Source organism: Croceibacterium aestuarii (genome assembly GCF_030657335.1).
In the GTDB taxonomy this organism is placed as follows: Bacteria; Pseudomonadota; Alphaproteobacteria; order Sphingomonadales; family Sphingomonadaceae; genus Croceibacterium_B; species Croceibacterium_B aestuarii.
Genome location: NZ_CP131039.1, coordinates 1,080,721 through 1,098,397, shown reverse-complemented (window position 1 = coordinate 1,098,397; position 17,677 = coordinate 1,080,721). Strand labels below are relative to the sequence as shown.

The window sequence follows — 17,677 nt, the reverse complement described above, 5'->3', positions numbered from 1 at the left end:
GAGAGACCATGACACAACATCCGCTCGAAAAGCTCGCCGCCACCAATCCCGATGCCGAGATCTGGTGGGATTCGTCTCCGCTCATCTATCCGAGCTGGGAAGCCGAAACGCTGGCGAAGGCGCCCGCGAACAAGCGCGCCGATTGGGAATCGCAGCTGTCTCGCTTCTACGACGCCGAGACGGTCGCCAGCGAAGGCACGATGGGTTTCCGCGGGGTCACCACCAATCCGCCGCTCTCTCTGCAGGCGATTCAGGTCGATCCCGAAGGCTGGCGCAACGCCATCCTCGGCATCGCCAAGGCCGATCCGTCGCTCGACGTCGAGGGCGTCTACTGGGCAATGTATCTCGATCTGGTGAAGCGCGGCGCCGAAGCGATCCGCCCGGTCTGGGACAAGTCCGGCGGCAAGTACGGTTTCCTTTCGGGCCAGGTCGATCCAAGGTTCGTCACCGATGGCGAGGCCATGCTCGAACAGGGCCTGTCGATCGCCGAACAGGGCGCCAACGTAATGGTCAAGATTCCCGGCTCGGCGCAGGGTTATGAGATCATCGAAGAGCTGACGGCACGGGGAATCAGCACCAACAACACCACCAGCTTCACCGTGCCGCAGTACCTCGCCTGCATGAATGCCGTCAGCCGGGGGATCGAACGCGCCAAGGCCGACGGGGTCGACCTGTCGAAATGGCGCAGCGTCGTCACCCACATGTCGAGCCGGCTCGGCCAACTCAGCGACTGGCAGACCGAGGCCAAGGCTCGCGGCATCGATCTCTCGCTGATGGAAATTCGCGACGGCGAGGAAGCCGTGCTCAAGCGCGCCTACTGGTGGGGCAAGGAGAACGACCACCCCTCCACGATGCTGCAGTGTTCGATGCGGGTGGAGAAGGACGATGCAGGCAACACGGTCAGCCGCCACATCTCCGATTTCGCCGGCAGCGACATGGTCTACACCTGTCCGCCGGGTTACATCTTGCAGCTGATGGAAGTCGAGGACGAACTCGCGCCGTTCGACCCAGAGGCGATCGAGCGCGAGCCCAACGCGGCGAGCCTCGAGAAGCTGATGAAGCTGCCCAGTTTCCGCCAGGCCTACGAATACGACGGCATGGAGCCAATCGAATTCAGCCACTATGGCAGCTTCCAGGCCACCGCGACGGAGTTCGCCAAGGCGACCCGCGGCACGGTCGACTTCGTTCGGATGACGCTCGAGGGGTGAGCCCTTAGAGCGCGTCGATCCAGGCGCGCGTGCCGAAATGGCGGCAGCTTTCCGCGGCGACATCGCTTGCCCGCTCCAGAGCCGTCGGAAAATCGTCGCCGCTCGCGCGGAAATGGCAGAAGGCGCCGTGGAAAATATCGCCCGCACCGAGGGTGTCGATCGCCTCGACCTGCGGCGGAGCGATTTCGCCCCGCTGCTTGCCATCACTCCATTCGAGCGGTCGCGCGCCGCGGGTCACCGCCGCTTCGCCCGGACCCAGCGCGTGGACCGCAGCAAGCAGATCGCTCGCCTGCACGCCGCCCGGATGAAACCCGGCGGAGACGATGGCGCAGTCGACATGCGGCATGATCTCACCGGTCCATGACTTCCACGATCCGCCGTCGAGAACCACCGGGATTCGGCGCGAGCGCGCCTCGCGGCACAAGGGCACCGCGAGATCGGGCAGGTGGCCGTCGACAAGCACCATCGCCACCCCGTCGAGCAAAGCGGCGATGTCTGGCTCGCGGACGATGCCCTGCGGTGGCTGTTGGTTGATGATCGTGCGCGAGCCATGGGCCGGTACGACCACGATGCTGGACACCGGAAGGACCTCATCCCCCGGGCGCGCGAAATCCTCCGCCGGAACCTCGTAGCGCACCAGTTCCTCGTGCACGGCTGTAGCGAAAGGCCCCCCGCCGAGCAGGGTTAGCAGCCGCACTTCGCTGCCCAGCGCCCGCGCGGTGACCGCAGCGTTGAGCGCGCAGCCGCCGGCTCCGGTCCAGAAATTCGCGGCCGAAAGCTTCGAATTCTCCTCCGGGAACGCCGGGCAAACGTAACCGAGATCGAACGTGCTGCGGCCGATGAAGAGCAGGGACATGGTTAGCGGCGTAGCGCGGCCAGGCCGCGTCCGCTAGGCAGGGACGCCATGCGCGGGTTGCTTCACTTTCTGACCGAGCTCGTCCTGACGATTACCGGAGCTCTGGCGGTCGGAGCGTTCGTTGTCGGGGGGAGCGCGTTCCTTCTCGGCTGCACCGCCTGCGGCTGCACCTGGTGGTGGCGCCGCCGGCGGGCGCGACGCAGCGAGCGCCGCTAGGCGTTTTCCGCCAGCCACCTGTCACGCAGCTCGAACTTCTTGATCTTGCCGCTGCCCGTGAGCGGCCAGCTTTCCACCGCCTGCCAGTGCGCCGGGCATTTCTGCGGGCTGATTTGCGAGCGGCAGTGCTGGCGCAGCGCCTCGACGTCGAGCGCAGCACCATCCTCAAGACGAACGAAGGCGGCGACAGCCTCGCCCAGCCGCGGGCACGGCACGCCTACAACGGCCGCTTCGGCGACGTCTGGATGTTCGAGCAGGACGTTTTCGATTTCCGCGGGAAACAGGTTCTCACCACCACGGATGATCATCTCCTTGACCCGCCCGGTGATGCGCACGAAGCCGCGGTTGTCCATCGTACCGAGGTCGCCGGTGTGGAGCCAGCCCTGGGCGTCCACGGCCTCGGCAGTCGCTTGGGGATTGTCGTTGTAGCCGATCATTGTCGCATAGGAACGGCAGCGGATTTCACCCACCGTGTCGCAGGGCAGGATCTCGCCGGTTGCCGGATCGAAGATGCCGACCTCGCATTCGAGCGAGGGTCGACCGATGGTGCTGCACACGTCCTCGAAATCGTCCTCGCGGCGGCAGGCGGTGATCAGCGGGCTGCTCTCGGTCTGGCCATAAGCGACCCGAATGTCGGCACCGATAACCTGCTTGATGGCGCGGACCAGCTCGGGCGGCACCATCGCCCCACCAGCGCCGAGGTAAGCGAAATGTGAAAGATCTCGGGGTTTGCGCCGCTGCGCCTCGACCAGGGCCTGGGCCATCGTCGGGACGCACAACGTCCAGCCAATCCTTTCGCTTTCGATCAGGTCGAGTGCGGCGTCGGGATCGAATACCCGCAAGGGCACGTAGGCGGCACCGAGCTGGACCGTGCCCAGCACGCCCATCGAGCAACCCATTGTATGGAAAAGCGGCGTCAGGCCGATCATCTTCGAGCCCTCCTCCAGCTTCCCCATGATCGAAAACATCCGGGCGTTGTTGGCGAGATTGCGGTGCGACAGCACCACGCCCTTGGGAAAGCCTGTCGTTCCGCTGGTATACTGGATCTGCGCCGGTTCGTTGGTGCCGACCTCGGGCAATGAAGCACTCGATCCCCTCCCGAACAGGGCCTGTTGGTCTTCGATGTCCACGATTTCGCGCAGAGCCGGGATTTCGGTGGCGACCTGCTCGGCGATCTCGCGCATAAGATTGCCGCGGTGCTCGCGCACGAGGAAAAGGGCGACGCTGCGCGACTGGCGCAACACATAGTCGAGCTCGCGCGCCTGGTAGGCGGGATTGACGGTGACAAGGGCGAGCCCCGCGAGCGCCGCCGCATATTCGAGCAGGACCCACTCGGGCATGTTGGGCGCCCAGATCGCGATCCGCTCTCCCGGCCGGTAGCGTCCGGCGAGCGAACCGGCGATTCGTTCAGCATCGTCGAGCATCTCGGCAAAGGTCCAGCGCCGTCCGGCGGTGCCTTCGGCTTTGCCCTCGATCAGACCCTCTCGTTCGGACCAGGCCGCCGCCGCCTCGCGCAGCAGGTCGCCGATAGTGACGTCGCGGACCGCGTGGCCTTCGAAAGAATTGGCGAGCGCCCTCTCGAGCTTGCCGCTCATTTCGTTTTGCTCGCGCAGCCGCCCTCGGCACCCGATCTGCAATTGCCGACGGCGCGGCCACCGGCAGCCGGCGAGATCGCTGTCAGAGCCGTGGTGTCGCCCGGATTGGTTGCAAGGATCTCCCTGCGGCCCATGTCTGCCATTGCCTCTCTCCAGTGACGTTCTGCGACGTCACGGACCGCAGCTTAGCCCACCGGTGATGCAAGCCAAAGACCTTATGCCCCTGGGCGGTCAGCGCGTGCCGCCCCCGAAGGTGTAGCTTAGTGCGAGGCCGGCCGAGAACTGGTCGCGCGAACCGTACTGCCGAACAATCGGCGAAGCCGCCGCATCGCCGGTGAGCCGGTCGTACTTGCCGTAGAGCGAGACGCCCCATCGCGAGGTGAAGGCGAAGTCCGCGCTGGCGGTCGCGCCGTAGGATTCGATCCCCGCCCTGGCGTCGTATACCGTAAGGCCGGTGGCGAGCGACGTCGCCGGGGTCACGCTGTAATAGGCGTCGTGGTAGGAGCCGTCGGCCCAGGTCACCCGGGGGCCGATCGCAAACAACCAGGCATCGCCGTCGCGCATGACTACGTCCGCACCGCCATCTGCCACCCAGCCATCGTGCCCGTTGACCGCTCGGCGTGCTTCGCTGTGCAGCCGGACATTGTCGCTCAGCCAGAAGTTGGCATAGGCGCCCACTTCGAAAGTGCGAGCGACCTTCGGAACCGCGGCGCCGACATCCTTGGCCTTGCGCGGGCTGACCATCGTCACCGCCGGACCGATTTCGAGCCCGCCCGCCTCGACGAGGTTGAAGCCGAAACTGTCATCGGCCGCTTCGAACTCGAAAGGCGCATCGCCGCGGGCGCGGTCCACGTCGATCATCGGTTTCAGCGCAACGCCGTCGGCGCCAGGGTATTGCGGCTTGACCTGCGCACCGGCAGCGACGCGGTAGCGCCATGGGTCCTTGTCCTGCGCATTGGCAGGTGCGGAGACGATTGCGCCGGTACCCGCAGCGAGGAGCAGGTGGCGGAGTTTTAGCTTGTACAGAAGGCGGACTCCCTGTTTTCGCGCGCGCTCGATCCGGTCGGCAGCGTCGCTTCAAACGTGGAAACCAGCGGACGATGGTAGTGTTCCGCGTCGTCGACGCAGATCTAGTCCGACCAGTACATCCGCTGGGGATTCGCGACGAGCAACTTGTGCTGAAGTTCGGCCGTCGGGGCGATGCGCGGAATCATGTCGACCACGTGCCCGTCATCCGGAATCTCGTCCTGCATGTTGGGATGCGGCCAATCGGTGCCCCAGACGCAGCGGTCGGCGTAATCGGCGACGAGGGGCGCAACTGCGGAAGCGAAATTGTCCCACGGGTCGCCCGCGCCGCCTTCCTTGATGGCGTCGAGCCGGTCGGGACAGGTCGGCTTGAAGTTGATGTCGCTCCGGCTGTCGAGCAGCGCCCGGAAGGCGCGCATGTCGGGCCCATCGGGGCCCTGCGTCATGTCGGGGCGTCCCATGTGATCGATAACCAATGGCACCGGGATCGCATCGATAAACGGACGCAGCTCCGCAAGGATATCCGTCTCGAAATAGATCACCACGTGCCAGCCGGCGGGCAGGCGCGAGGCGACCTCGAGAAACTTGTCCTTCGGGGCATTGTCCACCAGCCGCTTGAGAAAGTTGAAGCGGATGCCGCGGATGCCGCCTTCGTGAAGCGCATAGAGTTCCTCTTCCGAGATCGCCGGATCGACCACCGCCACGCCGCGCGCCTTGCCGTTCGACTTGGCGATCGCGTTGAGCGTCGCGGCATTGTCGGTGCCGTGGCAACTCGCCTGGACGATGACATTGCGCGAGAAGCCGAGAAAGTCGCGCAGGGCGAACAATTGCTCGGGCCCGGCGTCTTCGGGAAGGTACTTGGCCTTCGCGCTGAACGGGAATTGCGCCATCGGCCCGAAGACGTGGCAATGCGCGTCCACCGCACCGGGGGGCGGAGTGAAAGTCGGCTTGGAGGGGTTTCGGTGCCAGCTCGTAATGCGATCAGACAAAGACGGTTCCATCCATCAATTTGCGTGCGGTGCGCAGGAGGGCGGCGGTCTCGACCTCGCCCGCTGCATCGACTTCAATGACGCAGGTCAGTTCGCCCGAGGGATGCTCGATGCTGAGCGTCTTGCGCCGTCCCTCGGGTACTTCGGCCACTTGGGCGGCGGGCGAACCGGGGACGAGGCAGGCGGTTGCCGCGGTGACGGCGCCGAGCACGCCGATCGAGGCGTGAGCGCGGTGCGGGATGAACACGCGGGTGGTGACGGCACCGCTGTTCTTGGGCGGCGCGACTAGGGTCATCTTGGGGACCGACTTCTTGCTCACGTCGCCGAGGTTCATCAGCGGCCCGGCGGCGAGGCGGATTGCCTCGATCTTCTCGCGGATCGGCGCGAAGCCGTCGCCTTCCAGTTCCTCGCGGGTTTCGTAACCGGTCGCGCCGACGTCCTCGGCCTTGAACACGATGCACGGCATACCGTTGTCGATCAGCGTGCACCGCACGCCCTCGATAACATCGACCGCGTTGCCGGTCGGCAGCAGCGCGCCGCAGGTCGAGCCGGCGGTGTCGCGGAATTCGAGCGGGATCGGCGCGTGGGTGCCGGGCACTCCGTCGATCCGCGCATCACCCCGGTAATTGACCGTGCCGCCCGGCGTCTGAACCTTGGCGACGGCGACCTGGCCGGTGTTTTCCATGAAGATCGCCACGCTGGTTTCCTCGCCGGTTGCCGCGACCAGCCCGCGCTCGATCGCGAAAGGGCCGACGCCGGCAAGGATGTTGCCGCAGTTCTGCTGATCGGTGACGATCGCCTGGTCGACGAAGACCTGCAGGAACAAATAGTCCACGTCGATGCCCTCGCGCTCGGACGGCTTCACGACCGCGACCTTGCTGGTCAGCGGATCGGCCCCGCCCATGCCGTCGATCTGCCGCGGGTCGGGCGAGCCCATCACGCCGAGCAGGAATGCGTCGCGTTCTTCGGTGCTTTCGGGCAGGTCGGATGCGAGGAAGTAGCCGCCCTTCGACGTGCCGCCCCGCATCCACATGACGGGAGTCGAGTTCATCTCAGACCCACTTCAGCCCCATGTCGGTCAACTTCTGGCGGAAGCCGTACATGTCGAGACCGAGCACGCCGTCGGCGAGCTTCTGGCGCTTCTCTTCCTCGTTCGCCTCGCGCGCCTGCGCCTTCTTGAGCACCGCCTCGGCATCCTCGCGCCGGGTCACACAGACGCCGTCGTCGTCGGCGACGATGATATCGCCCGGGCGGATGAAAGCGCCGGCGCAGACGACGTCGACGTTCACGCTGCCGAGGCTCGCCTTGATCGTGCCCTGCGCGAACACCCGCTTCGACCAGACCGGGAAGTCCATCTCGTGCAGGTCGCGCACGTCGCGTACCCCGGCATCGATGATCAGGCCCTTCACCCCGCGCGCTTGCGCGCTGGTCGCCAGCAGGTCGCCGAAATAGCCGTCTTCGCATGGACTAGTCGGTGCGATGACCAGCACGTCACCTTCGCGGCACTGCTCGATTGCGGCGTGAACCATGTAATTGTCGCCCGGCGGTACGGAGATGGTCACAGCCGAAGCGCCGATCCGCGCGCCCGGGTAGATCGGCCGCATGTAGCTGGCGAGCAGGCCGGTGCGGCCCTGTGCCTCGTGTACTGTCGCCACCCCGCACCTGCCAAGGGCGGAAACGACCTCGGGATCCGCACGCTCGATGTTCTGGACGACAACGCCTGCCATAAGCTCGACTCTCCTGGGCAAAATTTTTGCTGCGGTGGACTGCCTCCCCCGGCTCCGTCAAGGGTGCTCGGAACCGGTCCGCAAACTTGTAAGTAACACATACAGTCTGTAAGACGAACGCGAAGAGGATGCCAACAACGATTCCACCCCAAACGCCCCCGCATGTGGCGCTGATCGGCTTCGGCGAGGCTGGTTCCACCTTTGCGCGCGCAGGCGGCTGGAGCGGCCGGGCCAGGGGCTGGGACCTGCTGCCCGAGCGCCGCGCTCTTATGGCCGAATGCGGGATCAATGCTGCCGGCGACCCGGCATCCGCGCTGGTGGACGCCGACATCGCGCTTTGCCTCGTCACCGCGGATGCCGCCCTTCCGGCCGCGCGGGACTATGCTGCGCTGGTGCCCGAGGGCACGCTGTGGTGTGATATGAACTCAGTCGCGCCACAGACCAAGCGTTCTGCGGCCGAAGCGATCGAGAGCGCGGGCGGACGCTACGTCGACGTCGCCGTCATGGCCCCGGTCGACCCGGCTGCGCTCGATGTGCCGCTGCTGCTGGCGGGGCCCTGCGCCGGAGACGCGGAAGCGGCTTTGAACGCGCTCGGCTTCGGCAAGACCCGCATTGTCGGCGACGAGGTTGGGCGGGCGAGCGCGATCAAGATGATCCGCTCGGTCATGGTCAAGGGCCTCGAGGCGCTGACCAGCGAATGCGCCGCAGCGGCCGAGGCGGCGGGCGTGTTCGACGAAGTCATGGCCTCGCTCGACGCGAGCGAGAAAGCCACCGGCTGGGCCGACAAGGTCGCCTACAACCGCGAGCGAATGGACACGCATGGCTTGCGCCGCGCGGCGGAAATGGAAGAAGTGTGCAAGACTCTCGCCGGGCTCGGCGTCGAGCCGGTGATGAGCGAAGGCGCGGTGGCGTTGCAGCGCCGCGCGGGTGAGAACGCCAGAACAAGGAAAGACCAAGCGGCATGAGCCTAATCATCGACTGCCACGGCCACTACACGGTGCTCCCCAAGGGCCATGACGCATGGCGCGAGGAGCAGAAGGCGGCGTACAAAAACGGCACCGAGCCGCCGCCCTACCCTGAGATCTCCGACGACGAGATTCGCGAGACGATCGAGGCAAACCAGCTCCGCCTGATCAAGGAACGCGGAGCCGACTTCACCATCTTCAGCCCGCGCGCATCGGCCATGGCGCCGCATGTCGGCGACCAGAAGGTGGCAAGCGAATGGGCGATGCGCTGCAACGATCTGATCTACCGCGTCACCCAGCTCTTCCCCGATACCTTCATCGGCGGCTGCATGCTCCCGCAGAGTCCGAAATCGGACATGTCGGAAAGCGTGCGCGAACTGCGCCGCTGCGTCGAGGAGTTGAACTTCGTCGTCTGCAACCTCAACCCCGATCCGGGCGGCGGCTATTTCCAGCACCCGCCGCTCACGGACGAGTACTGGTTCCCGATCTACGAGGCGATGTGCGACCTCGGCGTCCCGGCGATGATCCACGTCTCGGGCAGTTGCAACCCGGCGATGCACGCCACAGGCGGATACTATCTTGCGGCAGACACTGTCGCCTTCATGCAATTGCTGCAGGGCGATCTGTTCAGCCGTTTCCCCGACCTCAAGCTCATCATCCCGCACGGCGGCGGCGCGGTGCCCTATCACTGGGGCCGTTACCGGGGCCTGGCCGACATGCTCAAGCAGCCGGACATCGAACAGCACCTGATGAACAACGTGTTCTTCGATACCTGCGTCTACCATCAGCCGGGTATCGACCTGTTGGCCGATGTGATCGACAACAAGAATATCCTGTTCGGCAGCGAAATGGTGGGAGCGGTGCGCGGCATCGACCCGCAAACCGGCTACTATTTCGATGACACCAAGCGCTATGTCGACGCTCTCGATATCTCCGACCTCGATCGGCACATGATCTTCGAGGGCAATGCGCGCCGGGTTTACCCGAGGCTCGACGCGATCCTCAACACACGAGGACTGAAGGAGCAGCGTCCATGAGCGCCACCGCCACCGGGTTTGCACCCTGCGAGAAGCCCGAGCGCTACATCCAGCAGCTTGTCAGTCACTGGGGCCACAAGTTCGCCACCAGCTACGACGAGGGAGACGGGATGGGCCTGTTCCCGTTCAGCGAGCACACCAATGCCGTAATGACCGCGCACAAGGACGGGATCGGAATCACGCTGACCACGGCAGACGCGGAAGAAAACGAACGCATGCGCGGCGTTATCGAACGCCACATCGACCGCTTCGCCTTCCGCGAGGCCCCGCTGGCATACGAATGGAAAGACCAGTCATGACCGAAAAGAAGAAAGAACGGATCGACATCCACAAGTACCTTGCGGAGTTCGACGACATTCCCGGTACCCGCGTGTTCACAGCGCAGCGCGCGCGCAAGGGATACTGGCTCAACCAGTTCGCCATGAGCCTGATGAAGGCGGAAAACCGCGAACGGTTCAAGAAGGACGAACGCGCCTATCTCGACGAGTGGAGCCTCTCGCCCGCGGCCAAGCAGGCCGTGCTCGACCGCGATTACAACGCGATGATCGACGAAGGCGGGAACGTCTACTTCCTGTCGAAGCTTTTTTCTACCGACGGCAAAAGCTTCCAGTTCGCGGCCGGATCGATGACCGGCATGACGCAGGAAGAATATGCCGAAATGATGCTCAAGGGCGGCCGCTCGCCCGAAGGCGCCCGCTCGATCAAGGGGAAGTACTGACATGGCCCGCGTAACCACAGGCATCACCTCGAGCCACATTCCGGCGCTCGGCGCAGCGATGCAGACCGGCAAGGACCGCGACGACTACTGGGGCCCCGTCTTCGCCGGGTACGACCCGATCCGCGAATGGATAGCCAAGCCCGAGAACACCCCGGACGTCATTGTGCTGGTCTACAACGACCACGCGTCGGCATTCGACATGAACGTAATCCCGACTTTCGCGATCGGATGCGCCGAGCGCTTCGCCCCGGCCGATGAAGGTTGGGGCCCGCGCCCCGTGCCCGACGTGATCGGACACCCGGACCTCGCCTGGCACATCGCCCAGAGCCTGATTCTCGACGATTTCGACATGACCATTTTCAACCAGATGGACGTCGACCACGGTTGCACCGTGCCGCTGTCGATGATGTTCGGCGACGTCAAGGAATGGCCGTGCAAGGTCATCCCCTTCCCGGTCAACGTGGTGACCTATCCGCCACCGTCGGGCGCGCGCTGCTTCGCGCTCGGTGACAGCATCAAGGCGGCGGTCGAGAGCTTCCCGGAGGACCTCAACGTGCACGTTTGGGGCACCGGCGGGATGAGCCACCAGTTGCAAGGGCCCAGGGCGGGCCTGATCAACAAGGACTTCGATCTCAACTTCATCGACCAGTTGATCAACGACCCGGAAACGCTCAGCAAGATGCCCCATATCCAGTATCTGCGCGAAAGCGGGTCGGAAGGCATCGAGTTGGTGATGTGGCTGATCATGCGCGGTGCGCTGGGGGACAAGGTCAAGGACCTCTACACCTTCTACCACATCCCGGCTTCGAACACCGCACTCGGCGCGCTGATCCTCCAGCCGGAGGACACCGCGGGCGAGGCGCTCGAACCGCGCAGGATCATGAGCGGCCACAGCCTGGCCGACGCGGCCTGAGCCACATTCGCAAATCCGGTCGGGCGCCGCAGATCCGCGCGCCCGGCCAGCCAACGACGACCGCTACAGGAGACACCCCATGCGTATCGCACTCGCCGGCGCCGGCGCCTTCGGCGAAAAGCACCTCGACGGCCTCAAGAACATCGACGGGGTGGAAATCACCTCGATCATCTCGCGCCGCGCCGAACAGGCGGCCGACGTGGCAAAGAAATACGGCGCGAAGCATTCGGGCACCGACCTTGCCGAAGCGCTCGAGCGCGACGACGTCGATGCGGTGATCCTGTGCACGCCGACCCAGATGCACGCCGAACAGGCGATCCAGTGCATGGACGCGGGCAAGCATGTGCAGGTCGAGATACCGCTGTCCGACAGCTGGGCCGACGCTCAGGCCGTCGAGGCCAAGCAGAAGGAAACCGGGCTCGTCTGCATGGTCGGCCACACCCGCCGCTTCAACCCGAGCCACCAGTATGTGAAGAACAGGATCGACGCGGGCGAGTTCACCATCCAGGCGATGGACATCGAGACCTTCTTCTTCCGCCGCAAGAACATGAACGCCAAGGGCGAGCCGCGGAGCTGGACCGACCACCTGCTGTGGCATCACTCGGCGCACTCCATCGACATCTTCCAGTACATGACCGGTAGCAAGGTCATCACCGCCAACGCGATCCAGGGCCCGCGCCATCCGGAACTCGGCATTGCCATGGACATGTCGATCCAGCTCAAGACCGAAGCGGGGCAGATCCTCACGCTCGCGCTGTCCTTCAACAACGACGGGCCTCTCGGCACCTTCTTCCGTTACATCGGCGACACCGCGACCTATATCGCCCGCTACGACGATCTCGTCACCGGGCGCGAGGAGCCGATCGACCTTTCCGGCGTAGCGGTGTCAAACAACGGCATCGAACTGCAAGACCGCGAGTTTATCGCCGCGATCCGCGAAGGGCGCGAACCCAATTCCTCCGTTTCGCAGGTGCTGGATTGCTACCGGGTCATCGGCGAGCTGGCGGCGAGCCTCGAAGCGCAGGATGGATGGTCGTAACCATTTCCCAACCTTGATTCCCGCATAATAGCGGGAGAGAACCTCCGAAAAGGGGGTCGATCAGGGGAGAGGGACCGATGGGGAAGCTGGATTCCACGCTGGCCGAAGCCGAGACGATGTATCGCAAGATGCGCGCGCTCGCCGAAGCCGGCGACGCCGATGGCAAGAACGAGATCGTCAGGCTGCGCAGCCGCTATGCGATGCTCATGCTCGAAATCTTGCAGGACGTGAAGACCGACGAACGGCTGCAGACCGATCCGGCGCTGAGGGACGATTTTTCCGCGCGCTTCTTCGCCTTGCGCCAGGCCCTGGCGGACCATCAGGCGAAATGGCGTCTGCAGTCGATCGACGACGACGTCGAGGGCTACATGCGTTCGGCGCAGGGCTTGAACTCGGTGCAGGACGACTTCTATCGGTGGGTCGGGACGAGCTTTTCACTCCACTGACGAAGGAATTATCGAACATGCAGCGCACGATCGCCGGACGACCGCTTCACCCTGTCGGACTCGGCTGCATGAACTTGTCCTGGGCGTACGGCACCCCGCCCGGCGAAGACGGCTGCATCGCGCTGCTGAACCGCGCGCTCGACATCGGCTACAACCACCTCGACACCGCCAACATCTACGGCGGCGGCAAGAACGAGACTCTGCTGAAGAAGGCGGTGATGCACCGGCGCCGGGAGTTCTTCCTTGCCAGCAAGGTCGGTATCGTCGTCGATGGGGCGAAACGCGGTGTCGATTGCAGCCCGGCTGCGATCGCCGCTTCGCTCGATGCGAGCCTCGAGCGGCTCGGCACCGATCACATCGACCTCTTCTACATGCACCGCTTCGATCCCAAAGTCCCGATCGCCGACAGCGTCGGCGCGATGGTCCGGGCGATCGAGGCGGGCAAGATCGGCGCTTACGGGGTCAGCGAGTGGAGCGCGGGGCATCTGCGCGAAGCGCACGCGGTGCATCCCATGGCTGCGGTGCAGCCAGAATACTCGCTATGGACCCGCAACGTCGAGATAGGAGTGCTCGAGGCGACGAAGGAACTCGGCATCGCCCTGGTTGCCTTCAGCCCGACCGGCCGCGGCGCATTTGGCGGCGTTCTCAAGGACCCATCGAGGCTGGAGGACAAGGATCTGCGCACCAAGATGCCGCGATTCGACGCCGACAACTGGCCGCACAACCTCAAGCTCGTCGAGCGGCTCGCCGCACTCGCTGCGGATCACGGCGTGACCCCGGCGCAGCTGGCGCTCCGCTGGGTGCTCGAGCAGGGCAGCAACTGTCACGTCATTCCGGGCACGACAAGCGTCGCGCACCTCGAAGAAAACTATGCCGCCGCCGACCTGGCGATACCCGCCGAGGCGATCGCGGAGGCCGGGTGCATTATCAATCACGACACGGTGCGCGGGCATCGCTATCACGAAGCGATCAGGCCGACGATCGACACCGAGGAGTTCGAGGACGCATGAAAGACGTGAAGGCGGCGATCGGATATTCCGAACGCACCGAGCAGAAGCCGTACTTCTACGCCAACGCGCACGAGAAGGACTTCGTGCCGCTGAAGCCGGCAGAGGTGACGATCCGCGACGCGCGCGACATCGATGCCGGTCTCGACCGTGAGGGTTTCGCGCTGGTGGAGCACAAGAGCGCGGTGGCCGACCTGACCGATCTCGATCAGGTGGCCAATGTGCACCGCAGCGAGATAGCCGACTTGCTCGAGCGATTGACGGGATGCGACGAAGTGGTGATGACGCCGATGGGCATTCTGCGCTTCTCCGAAAAGAGCGGCGCCAATGCCGAACACGACAATTCGCATCCGGCGCGCTTCGTCCATGTCGACATGTCGAAGGAGGCCGCTAGGGCGATGCGCGACCGCGGTGCGCCGGAGGGCAAGACGCCGGTCCGCAGCGCCCAGTATAACGTGTGGCGCTCGCTCGCCGGCGGGACGCAGGACGTGCCGCTCGGCCTGTGCGCCTACCCCAGCGTCGCCGAGGAGGACCTCATAGAGTGCGACGCGATTTTCGACCCGCTCGACGGGAGCCCCGAATGGAGCTTCGGCAACTACCTGCTGGCCGCCAATCCGACGCACGAGTGGTTCTACTATTCCGACATGCGGCCCGACGAGGCGATCGTTTTCAAGACCAGCGAAAGCGACCCGGCGCGCGCCCAGCTGATGCCGCACGGGGCCTTCGACAATCCGCTCGCCGGGCCCGATGCCCCGCCGCGCGTGAGCCTGGAAATGCGCGGCACGTGCTACTGGTACGAATGAGCCGAACCTGGGAGGGAAAACGATGCTGAAACGCCTCGCACTCGGCGCCGCACTGGTCCTTGCCGCCGGCGGCTGCGCTACGGGGCCGCAATCGGACGCCGCGAAAATGATGGCCGCGGCGGACAAGGTGCCGGACACGCCTGGAACCGGCCCTTACCCCGCAATCATGGAAATCGATCCCGACCTGCCTGGGTACGTGGTCTATCGCCCCGCGGACCTGACGCCGTTTTCCTCGGAGAAGCTCGGCGTGTTCGTGTGGGGTAACGGCGCCTGCGCCGCGGACGCGACCAGCGCCCGGCAGCAATTGGCCGAGATCGCCAGCCACGGGTTCCTCGCCATAGCGCCGGGCACCTGGCAGAGCGGTCCCAACGCGAAGGTCGCGCGCACGGCCGTTCGGCCCAAGGATTCGACCGATTCGCCGACCAGCGCGACCGACCTAGCCTATGCACTCGACTGGGCGATGGCCGAGAACGGCCGCTCGGGCAGCCGTTACGTTGGCCTCATCGACCCCGATGCGATCGCACTGGCCGGCTATAGCTGCGGCGGCATCCAGGCTCTTCGGCTGGCGGACGATCCGCGGGTCGACACGATGATCGTGCAGAACAGCGGCATCTTCTCGGAGCCCAGCCCGTTCATGGAAATGAACATGTCGAAGGACCAGCTCAGAGTGCTGCATTCCCCGGTGCTCTATCTCCTCGGCGGACCGAGCGACATCGCCTATGGCAACGGCACCGACGACTTCGCCCGGATCGAAAACGTCCCGGCGATGCTCGTCAACATCCCGACCGGCCACGGCGGCACCTATAACCAGCCGAACGGCGGCAAGGGGGCGGCGATCGTAGTGGACTGGCTGCTTTGGCAGTTGCGCGGCGACTCTGCGGCAAAGGCCGCCTTTGCTTGCCCGCAGGGCAAATGGTGCCGCGATTCGGACGTGACCATCGAGCGCAAGAACGGACTCTAAGAGAGGCGGGAGATTCGTTTCACCCCGCTTTCGCGCTCCAGCCGCGCGAATCGATGGGTAACCCCATGGTAACCATGAATGGTATGGCGGTTTTAACCAGCGCCGCACGATTCTCGCCCTGTCACCGGAGGCTCGGGGCCAATAGGTCCCTCGGTTCCGGCCCCTCGGTGGCCGATCGCACGATTTCAAGCGGGGCGGCCCTGAAAGGGCCGCCCCTTTTGCGTCCGGGCTTGGTTTCGGGGTGGTCAGTGCCGTAGACAGCCGCGCCTGCGGCACTGCGAGCGCTCAGAGGAAGGTCTTGTAGGTCTCCAGCATGTTGGCCCAGGCGCGCTCCGCCTCGGCCCGATCGTAGACCGGGCTGTCGAGCACGGTCCAACCATGATCGCCGCCGTACACTTCGACCGAGACCTCGGCGGCCGCCTTCTCGCCGGCTTCCTTCAGCTTTTCCTTGTCGGTCGGCGCGCGCGCGTCGTCGTTCTTGGCGATGCAGATGAGCGCCTTGGAGTCCGCCGCCATGTCGTCGAGCAAGTTGACCGGCGCATGCGGTTCGTCGCTCACCAGACCTGCACCGTGGAAGCTGCAGGCGGCCTTGACCCGCTCCGGCACGGCCGCCGCGGTCATGATGGTCCATCCGCCAGTCATGCAGTAACCCTGGTTGCCGACGCCCTTGGCGGTATCGACGGCGTCCTGCGCGTCGAGCCAAGCAACCACCGCCTTGGCAGTTTCCATGGCGGCGTCGGGCGTGTTCTTGGCCATCCACGGCCCGACCTTCTTAAAGCCATCGGCGGCGCGGAAAGCCTCGAAGTCGGCAAATTGCTCGCCCGCGACGCTTCGGTAATAGGGATTGGCTACGAAGACCGCATAGCCGGCATCGGCGAGCCGCCGCGCCATGGCCTTCTTGGCATCGCGCAGGCCGGCGATGTCGGGCCACATGATTACACCGGGATGCTTGCCCTGCGCCGGGTGAACGAAGAAGCCGTCCATCGTGCCGCCAGGCGCATCGAAGGTGACCATGTTTTCGACCAGCCCGTCCTGCGCCTTCACGCCGCCGGTCGGCGCGCAGGCAGCCGCGGCCACGCCGGCCGCCCCCATCGCCGTGAACTGGCGGCGGCTGAGGCCGCGCTTCGGGCCCATTGCGTCGAGTTGATCGAGTTCACACATCGCCTGTCTCCTCTACCCGTTTCGCGGCGAGGATAGCGCAAGCCGGGCGCGAGTCTAGGTCAGGTCGTCCATCTTCATCTTGAGGCCCGCTTCGGCGTCGCGCATGGCCTTGCGGCGCAGCTCCTCGATCCGCAGCCGGCCCGGAGGCGCCTCTTCGATCGGCAGTGCAGCCATGAGCTTTTCGTGGATTTCCTCGAAGTCGGGACCGTGCTCGGGGTGAGTCAGGATGAGGCCGTCCTGGTTGGTCATTCCCTTCAGGATTTTCGAGCCGACGACATAAGGATCCATGCCCTCTTCGAAAGCCGTGCCGAACTGCTTGAGTTCGCCCTCGCGCGCCTCGGCAAAGCCAGTGTCCTTGAAGCTGTCGGGGCGCTTGAGCGCGCTGGTCCAGGCGTTGGTGCGGGTCAGCGCCGGACAACATAGCGAGCAGCCGATTCCCTGCGGCACGAGGTTGTAGCGCAGGCTTTCGGTCAGCCCGCGAACGGCGAACTTGCTGGCCGTGTAGATGCCCGCCTGCGGCCCCGGCAGGAAGGCGGCCATGCTGGCAACGTTGGTGACGTGGCGACGGCCGCTGCTCGCCTTGATCTTTGGCAGGAAACTGACAAGCCCGTTGACCACTCCGCCGAAGTTGACGCCCATGATCCAGTCGTAGTCGTCGTAGGTGGCCTCGTCGGTCGGCCCGAACACCGAGACTCCGGCATTGTTCACCAGCACGTGGGCCTCGCCATAGCGGTCGACCACCTCGTCGGCGACTTCGGCAAAGCGCGCGCGGTCGGTCACGTCGAGCTTGAGGTAGAGCGGCTGGTCGTAACCCTTGCTCTCGAACCACGCCTCGGTCGCTGCCCTGTCGTCCTCGTTGCGATAGCTCAGCGCCAGCTTCATGCCCGCGTCGGCGAAGGCCTGCGCCGTGCCCAGCCCGATACCCGTGACCGCCCCGGTGATGAAGGCGACACGCCCTTCCCAGCCGCTCGGTTGCTCGCTCATGTCCGGACTTTCCTCTACCCAAAATC

General features: G+C 65.1%; 20 protein-coding genes. 12 read left to right on the top strand and 8 right to left on the bottom strand.

Annotated features, from left to right (window positions below):
- The first annotated feature begins 8 nt into the window (after nucleotides 1-8).
- The gene (locus Q7I88_RS05270) at nucleotides 9-1,208 is read left to right on the top strand and encodes a transaldolase family protein (protein WP_305097991.1); all 1,200 of its coding nucleotides are present in this window, start codon (nucleotides 9-11) and stop codon (nucleotides 1,206-1,208) included.
- A 4-nt stretch (nucleotides 1,209-1,212) separates the two neighbouring features.
- Here the strand turns inward: Q7I88_RS05270 and Q7I88_RS05265 are convergent, their stop codons facing one another.
- Nucleotides 1,213-2,064: a PfkB family carbohydrate kinase gene (locus Q7I88_RS05265; RefSeq protein WP_305097990.1), complete on the bottom strand. Its 852-nt coding sequence runs from the start codon at nucleotides 2,062-2,064 to the stop codon at nucleotides 1,213-1,215.
- Nucleotides 2,065-2,112: 48 nt separating this feature from the next.
- Between Q7I88_RS05265 and Q7I88_RS05260 the strand changes: the two genes are divergently transcribed.
- Nucleotides 2,113-2,280, top strand: coding sequence for a hypothetical protein (locus Q7I88_RS05260; protein ID WP_305097989.1), 168 nt, complete (start codon nucleotides 2,113-2,115; stop codon nucleotides 2,278-2,280).
- On the opposite strand, the gene Q7I88_RS05255 is transcribed toward Q7I88_RS05260, so the two are convergent.
- From Q7I88_RS05255 to Q7I88_RS05235, 5 genes are all read right to left on the bottom strand, one after another.
- Nucleotides 2,277-3,875 (bottom strand): AMP-binding protein, encoded by a 1,599-nt coding sequence (locus Q7I88_RS05255; protein WP_305097988.1) that lies wholly within the window; start codon nucleotides 3,873-3,875, stop codon nucleotides 2,277-2,279. The two genes, Q7I88_RS05260 and Q7I88_RS05255, sit on opposite strands and share 4 nt — an antisense overlap.
- A 231-nt stretch (nucleotides 3,876-4,106) precedes the next feature.
- Nucleotides 4,107-4,850: a MipA/OmpV family protein gene (locus Q7I88_RS05250; protein WP_439648380.1), complete on the bottom strand. Its 744-nt coding sequence runs from the start codon at nucleotides 4,848-4,850 to the stop codon at nucleotides 4,107-4,109.
- Between the two features lie 155 nt (nucleotides 4,851-5,005).
- Entirely contained in the window at nucleotides 5,006-5,890 is an 885-nt protein-coding gene (locus Q7I88_RS05245) for an amidohydrolase family protein (RefSeq protein ID WP_305097987.1), read from the bottom strand.
- Complete coding sequence (locus tag Q7I88_RS05240) at nucleotides 5,883-6,941, bottom strand: 4-oxalomesaconate tautomerase (RefSeq protein WP_305097986.1); 1,059 nt, start codon at nucleotides 6,939-6,941, stop codon at nucleotides 5,883-5,885. The genes Q7I88_RS05245 and Q7I88_RS05240 overlap by 8 nt, the downstream gene beginning before the upstream one ends.
- 1 nt (nucleotide 6,942) lies before the next feature.
- The gene (locus tag Q7I88_RS05235) at nucleotides 6,943-7,617 is read right to left on the bottom strand and encodes a 4-carboxy-4-hydroxy-2-oxoadipate aldolase/oxaloacetate decarboxylase (RefSeq protein ID WP_305097985.1); all 675 of its coding nucleotides are present in this window, start codon (nucleotides 7,615-7,617) and stop codon (nucleotides 6,943-6,945) included.
- Between the two features lie 164 nt (nucleotides 7,618-7,781).
- Here Q7I88_RS05235 and Q7I88_RS05230 point away from each other — a divergent pair, with 164 nt between their 5' ends.
- From Q7I88_RS05230 to Q7I88_RS05185, 10 genes are all read left to right on the top strand, one after another.
- Nucleotides 7,782-8,582 carry an NAD(P)-dependent oxidoreductase gene (locus Q7I88_RS05230; RefSeq protein WP_369426132.1) on the top strand — a complete coding sequence of 267 codons (801 nt, stop codon included), beginning with the start codon at nucleotides 7,782-7,784 and terminating at the stop codon, nucleotides 8,580-8,582.
- The gene (locus Q7I88_RS05225; RefSeq protein ID WP_305097983.1) at nucleotides 8,579-9,619 is read left to right on the top strand and encodes an amidohydrolase family protein; all 1,041 of its coding nucleotides are present in this window, start codon (nucleotides 8,579-8,581) and stop codon (nucleotides 9,617-9,619) included. Before Q7I88_RS05230 ends, Q7I88_RS05225 begins: the two co-directional genes overlap by 4 nt.
- Nucleotides 9,616-9,918 (top strand): DUF2218 domain-containing protein, encoded by a 303-nt coding sequence (locus tag Q7I88_RS05220; RefSeq protein WP_305097982.1) that lies wholly within the window; start codon nucleotides 9,616-9,618, stop codon nucleotides 9,916-9,918. Before Q7I88_RS05225 ends, Q7I88_RS05220 begins: the two co-directional genes overlap by 4 nt.
- Nucleotides 9,915-10,337: a protocatechuate 4,5-dioxygenase subunit alpha gene (ligA, locus tag Q7I88_RS05215; RefSeq protein WP_305097981.1), complete on the top strand. Its 423-nt coding sequence runs from the start codon at nucleotides 9,915-9,917 to the stop codon at nucleotides 10,335-10,337. The genes Q7I88_RS05220 and ligA overlap by 4 nt, the downstream gene beginning before the upstream one ends.
- A 1-nt stretch (nucleotide 10,338) precedes the next feature.
- Nucleotides 10,339-11,250 (top strand): class III extradiol dioxygenase subunit beta, encoded by a 912-nt coding sequence (locus tag Q7I88_RS05210; RefSeq protein WP_305097980.1) that lies wholly within the window; start codon nucleotides 10,339-10,341, stop codon nucleotides 11,248-11,250.
- A 79-nt stretch (nucleotides 11,251-11,329) separates the two neighbouring features.
- A complete protein-coding gene (locus Q7I88_RS05205) occupies nucleotides 11,330-12,289 on the top strand; it encodes a Gfo/Idh/MocA family oxidoreductase (RefSeq protein ID WP_305097979.1) in 960 nt (319 codons plus the stop codon).
- A gap of 77 nt (nucleotides 12,290-12,366) precedes the next feature.
- Nucleotides 12,367-12,735 (top strand): hypothetical protein, encoded by a 369-nt coding sequence (locus tag Q7I88_RS05200; protein WP_305097978.1) that lies wholly within the window; start codon nucleotides 12,367-12,369, stop codon nucleotides 12,733-12,735.
- 17 nt (nucleotides 12,736-12,752) lie between these two features.
- Nucleotides 12,753-13,745 carry an aldo/keto reductase gene (locus Q7I88_RS05195; RefSeq protein WP_305097977.1) on the top strand — a complete coding sequence of 331 codons (993 nt, stop codon included), beginning with the start codon at nucleotides 12,753-12,755 and terminating at the stop codon, nucleotides 13,743-13,745.
- Nucleotides 13,742-14,545, top strand: a complete 804-nt coding sequence (locus Q7I88_RS05190) for a CmcJ/NvfI family oxidoreductase (protein ID WP_305097976.1) — start codon at nucleotides 13,742-13,744, stop codon at nucleotides 14,543-14,545. The genes Q7I88_RS05195 and Q7I88_RS05190 overlap by 4 nt, the downstream gene beginning before the upstream one ends.
- Before the next feature lie 22 nt (nucleotides 14,546-14,567).
- Nucleotides 14,568-15,506: a dienelactone hydrolase family protein gene (locus Q7I88_RS05185; protein ID WP_305097975.1), complete on the top strand. Its 939-nt coding sequence runs from the start codon at nucleotides 14,568-14,570 to the stop codon at nucleotides 15,504-15,506.
- A gap of 285 nt (nucleotides 15,507-15,791) precedes the next feature.
- On the opposite strand, the gene Q7I88_RS05180 is transcribed toward Q7I88_RS05185, so the two are convergent.
- Together Q7I88_RS05180 and Q7I88_RS05175 are read right to left on the bottom strand one after the other, a co-directional pair.
- The gene (locus Q7I88_RS05180; RefSeq protein WP_305097974.1) at nucleotides 15,792-16,667 is read right to left on the bottom strand and encodes a dienelactone hydrolase family protein; all 876 of its coding nucleotides are present in this window, start codon (nucleotides 16,665-16,667) and stop codon (nucleotides 15,792-15,794) included.
- Between the two features lie 54 nt (nucleotides 16,668-16,721).
- Nucleotides 16,722-17,651, bottom strand: a complete 930-nt coding sequence (locus Q7I88_RS05175; protein ID WP_305097973.1) for an SDR family NAD(P)-dependent oxidoreductase — start codon at nucleotides 17,649-17,651, stop codon at nucleotides 16,722-16,724.
- Nucleotides 17,652-17,677: the final 26 nt, after the last annotated feature.

What these genes read in the sequence shown, in the direction of transcription:
- Q7I88_RS05240 (WP_305097986.1), bottom strand. Translation starts at nt 6,941, where the DNA reads ATGAACTCGACTCCCGTCATGTGGATGCGGGGCGGCACGTCGAAGGGC.
- Q7I88_RS05255 (WP_305097988.1), bottom strand. Translation starts at nt 3,875, where the DNA reads ATGAGCGGCAAGCTCGAGAGGGCGCTCGCCAATTCTTTCGAAGGCCAC.
- Q7I88_RS05200 (WP_305097978.1), top strand. Translation starts at nt 12,367, where the DNA reads ATGGGGAAGCTGGATTCCACGCTGGCCGAAGCCGAGACGATGTATCGC.
- Q7I88_RS05175 (WP_305097973.1), bottom strand. Translation starts at nt 17,651, where the DNA reads ATGAGCGAGCAACCGAGCGGCTGGGAAGGGCGTGTCGCCTTCATCACC.
- Q7I88_RS05185 (WP_305097975.1), top strand. Translation starts at nt 14,568, where the DNA reads ATGCTGAAACGCCTCGCACTCGGCGCCGCACTGGTCCTTGCCGCCGGC.
- ligA (WP_305097981.1), top strand. Translation starts at nt 9,915, where the DNA reads ATGACCGAAAAGAAGAAAGAACGGATCGACATCCACAAGTACCTTGCG.
- Q7I88_RS05235 (WP_305097985.1), bottom strand. Translation starts at nt 7,617, where the DNA reads ATGGCAGGCGTTGTCGTCCAGAACATCGAGCGTGCGGATCCCGAGGTC.
- Q7I88_RS05260 (WP_305097989.1), top strand. Translation starts at nt 2,113, where the DNA reads ATGCGCGGGTTGCTTCACTTTCTGACCGAGCTCGTCCTGACGATTACC.
- Q7I88_RS05180 (WP_305097974.1), bottom strand. Translation starts at nt 16,667, where the DNA reads ATGTGTGAACTCGATCAACTCGACGCAATGGGCCCGAAGCGCGGCCTC.
- Q7I88_RS05220 (WP_305097982.1), top strand. Translation starts at nt 9,616, where the DNA reads ATGAGCGCCACCGCCACCGGGTTTGCACCCTGCGAGAAGCCCGAGCGC.
- Q7I88_RS05265 (WP_305097990.1), bottom strand. Translation starts at nt 2,064, where the DNA reads ATGTCCCTGCTCTTCATCGGCCGCAGCACGTTCGATCTCGGTTACGTT.
- Q7I88_RS05225 (WP_305097983.1), top strand. Translation starts at nt 8,579, where the DNA reads ATGAGCCTAATCATCGACTGCCACGGCCACTACACGGTGCTCCCCAAG.
- Q7I88_RS05210 (WP_305097980.1), top strand. Translation starts at nt 10,339, where the DNA reads ATGGCCCGCGTAACCACAGGCATCACCTCGAGCCACATTCCGGCGCTC.
- Q7I88_RS05205 (WP_305097979.1), top strand. Translation starts at nt 11,330, where the DNA reads ATGCGTATCGCACTCGCCGGCGCCGGCGCCTTCGGCGAAAAGCACCTC.
- Q7I88_RS05270 (WP_305097991.1), top strand. Translation starts at nt 9, where the DNA reads ATGACACAACATCCGCTCGAAAAGCTCGCCGCCACCAATCCCGATGCC.
- Q7I88_RS05190 (WP_305097976.1), top strand. Translation starts at nt 13,742, where the DNA reads ATGAAAGACGTGAAGGCGGCGATCGGATATTCCGAACGCACCGAGCAG.
- Q7I88_RS05195 (WP_305097977.1), top strand. Translation starts at nt 12,753, where the DNA reads ATGCAGCGCACGATCGCCGGACGACCGCTTCACCCTGTCGGACTCGGC.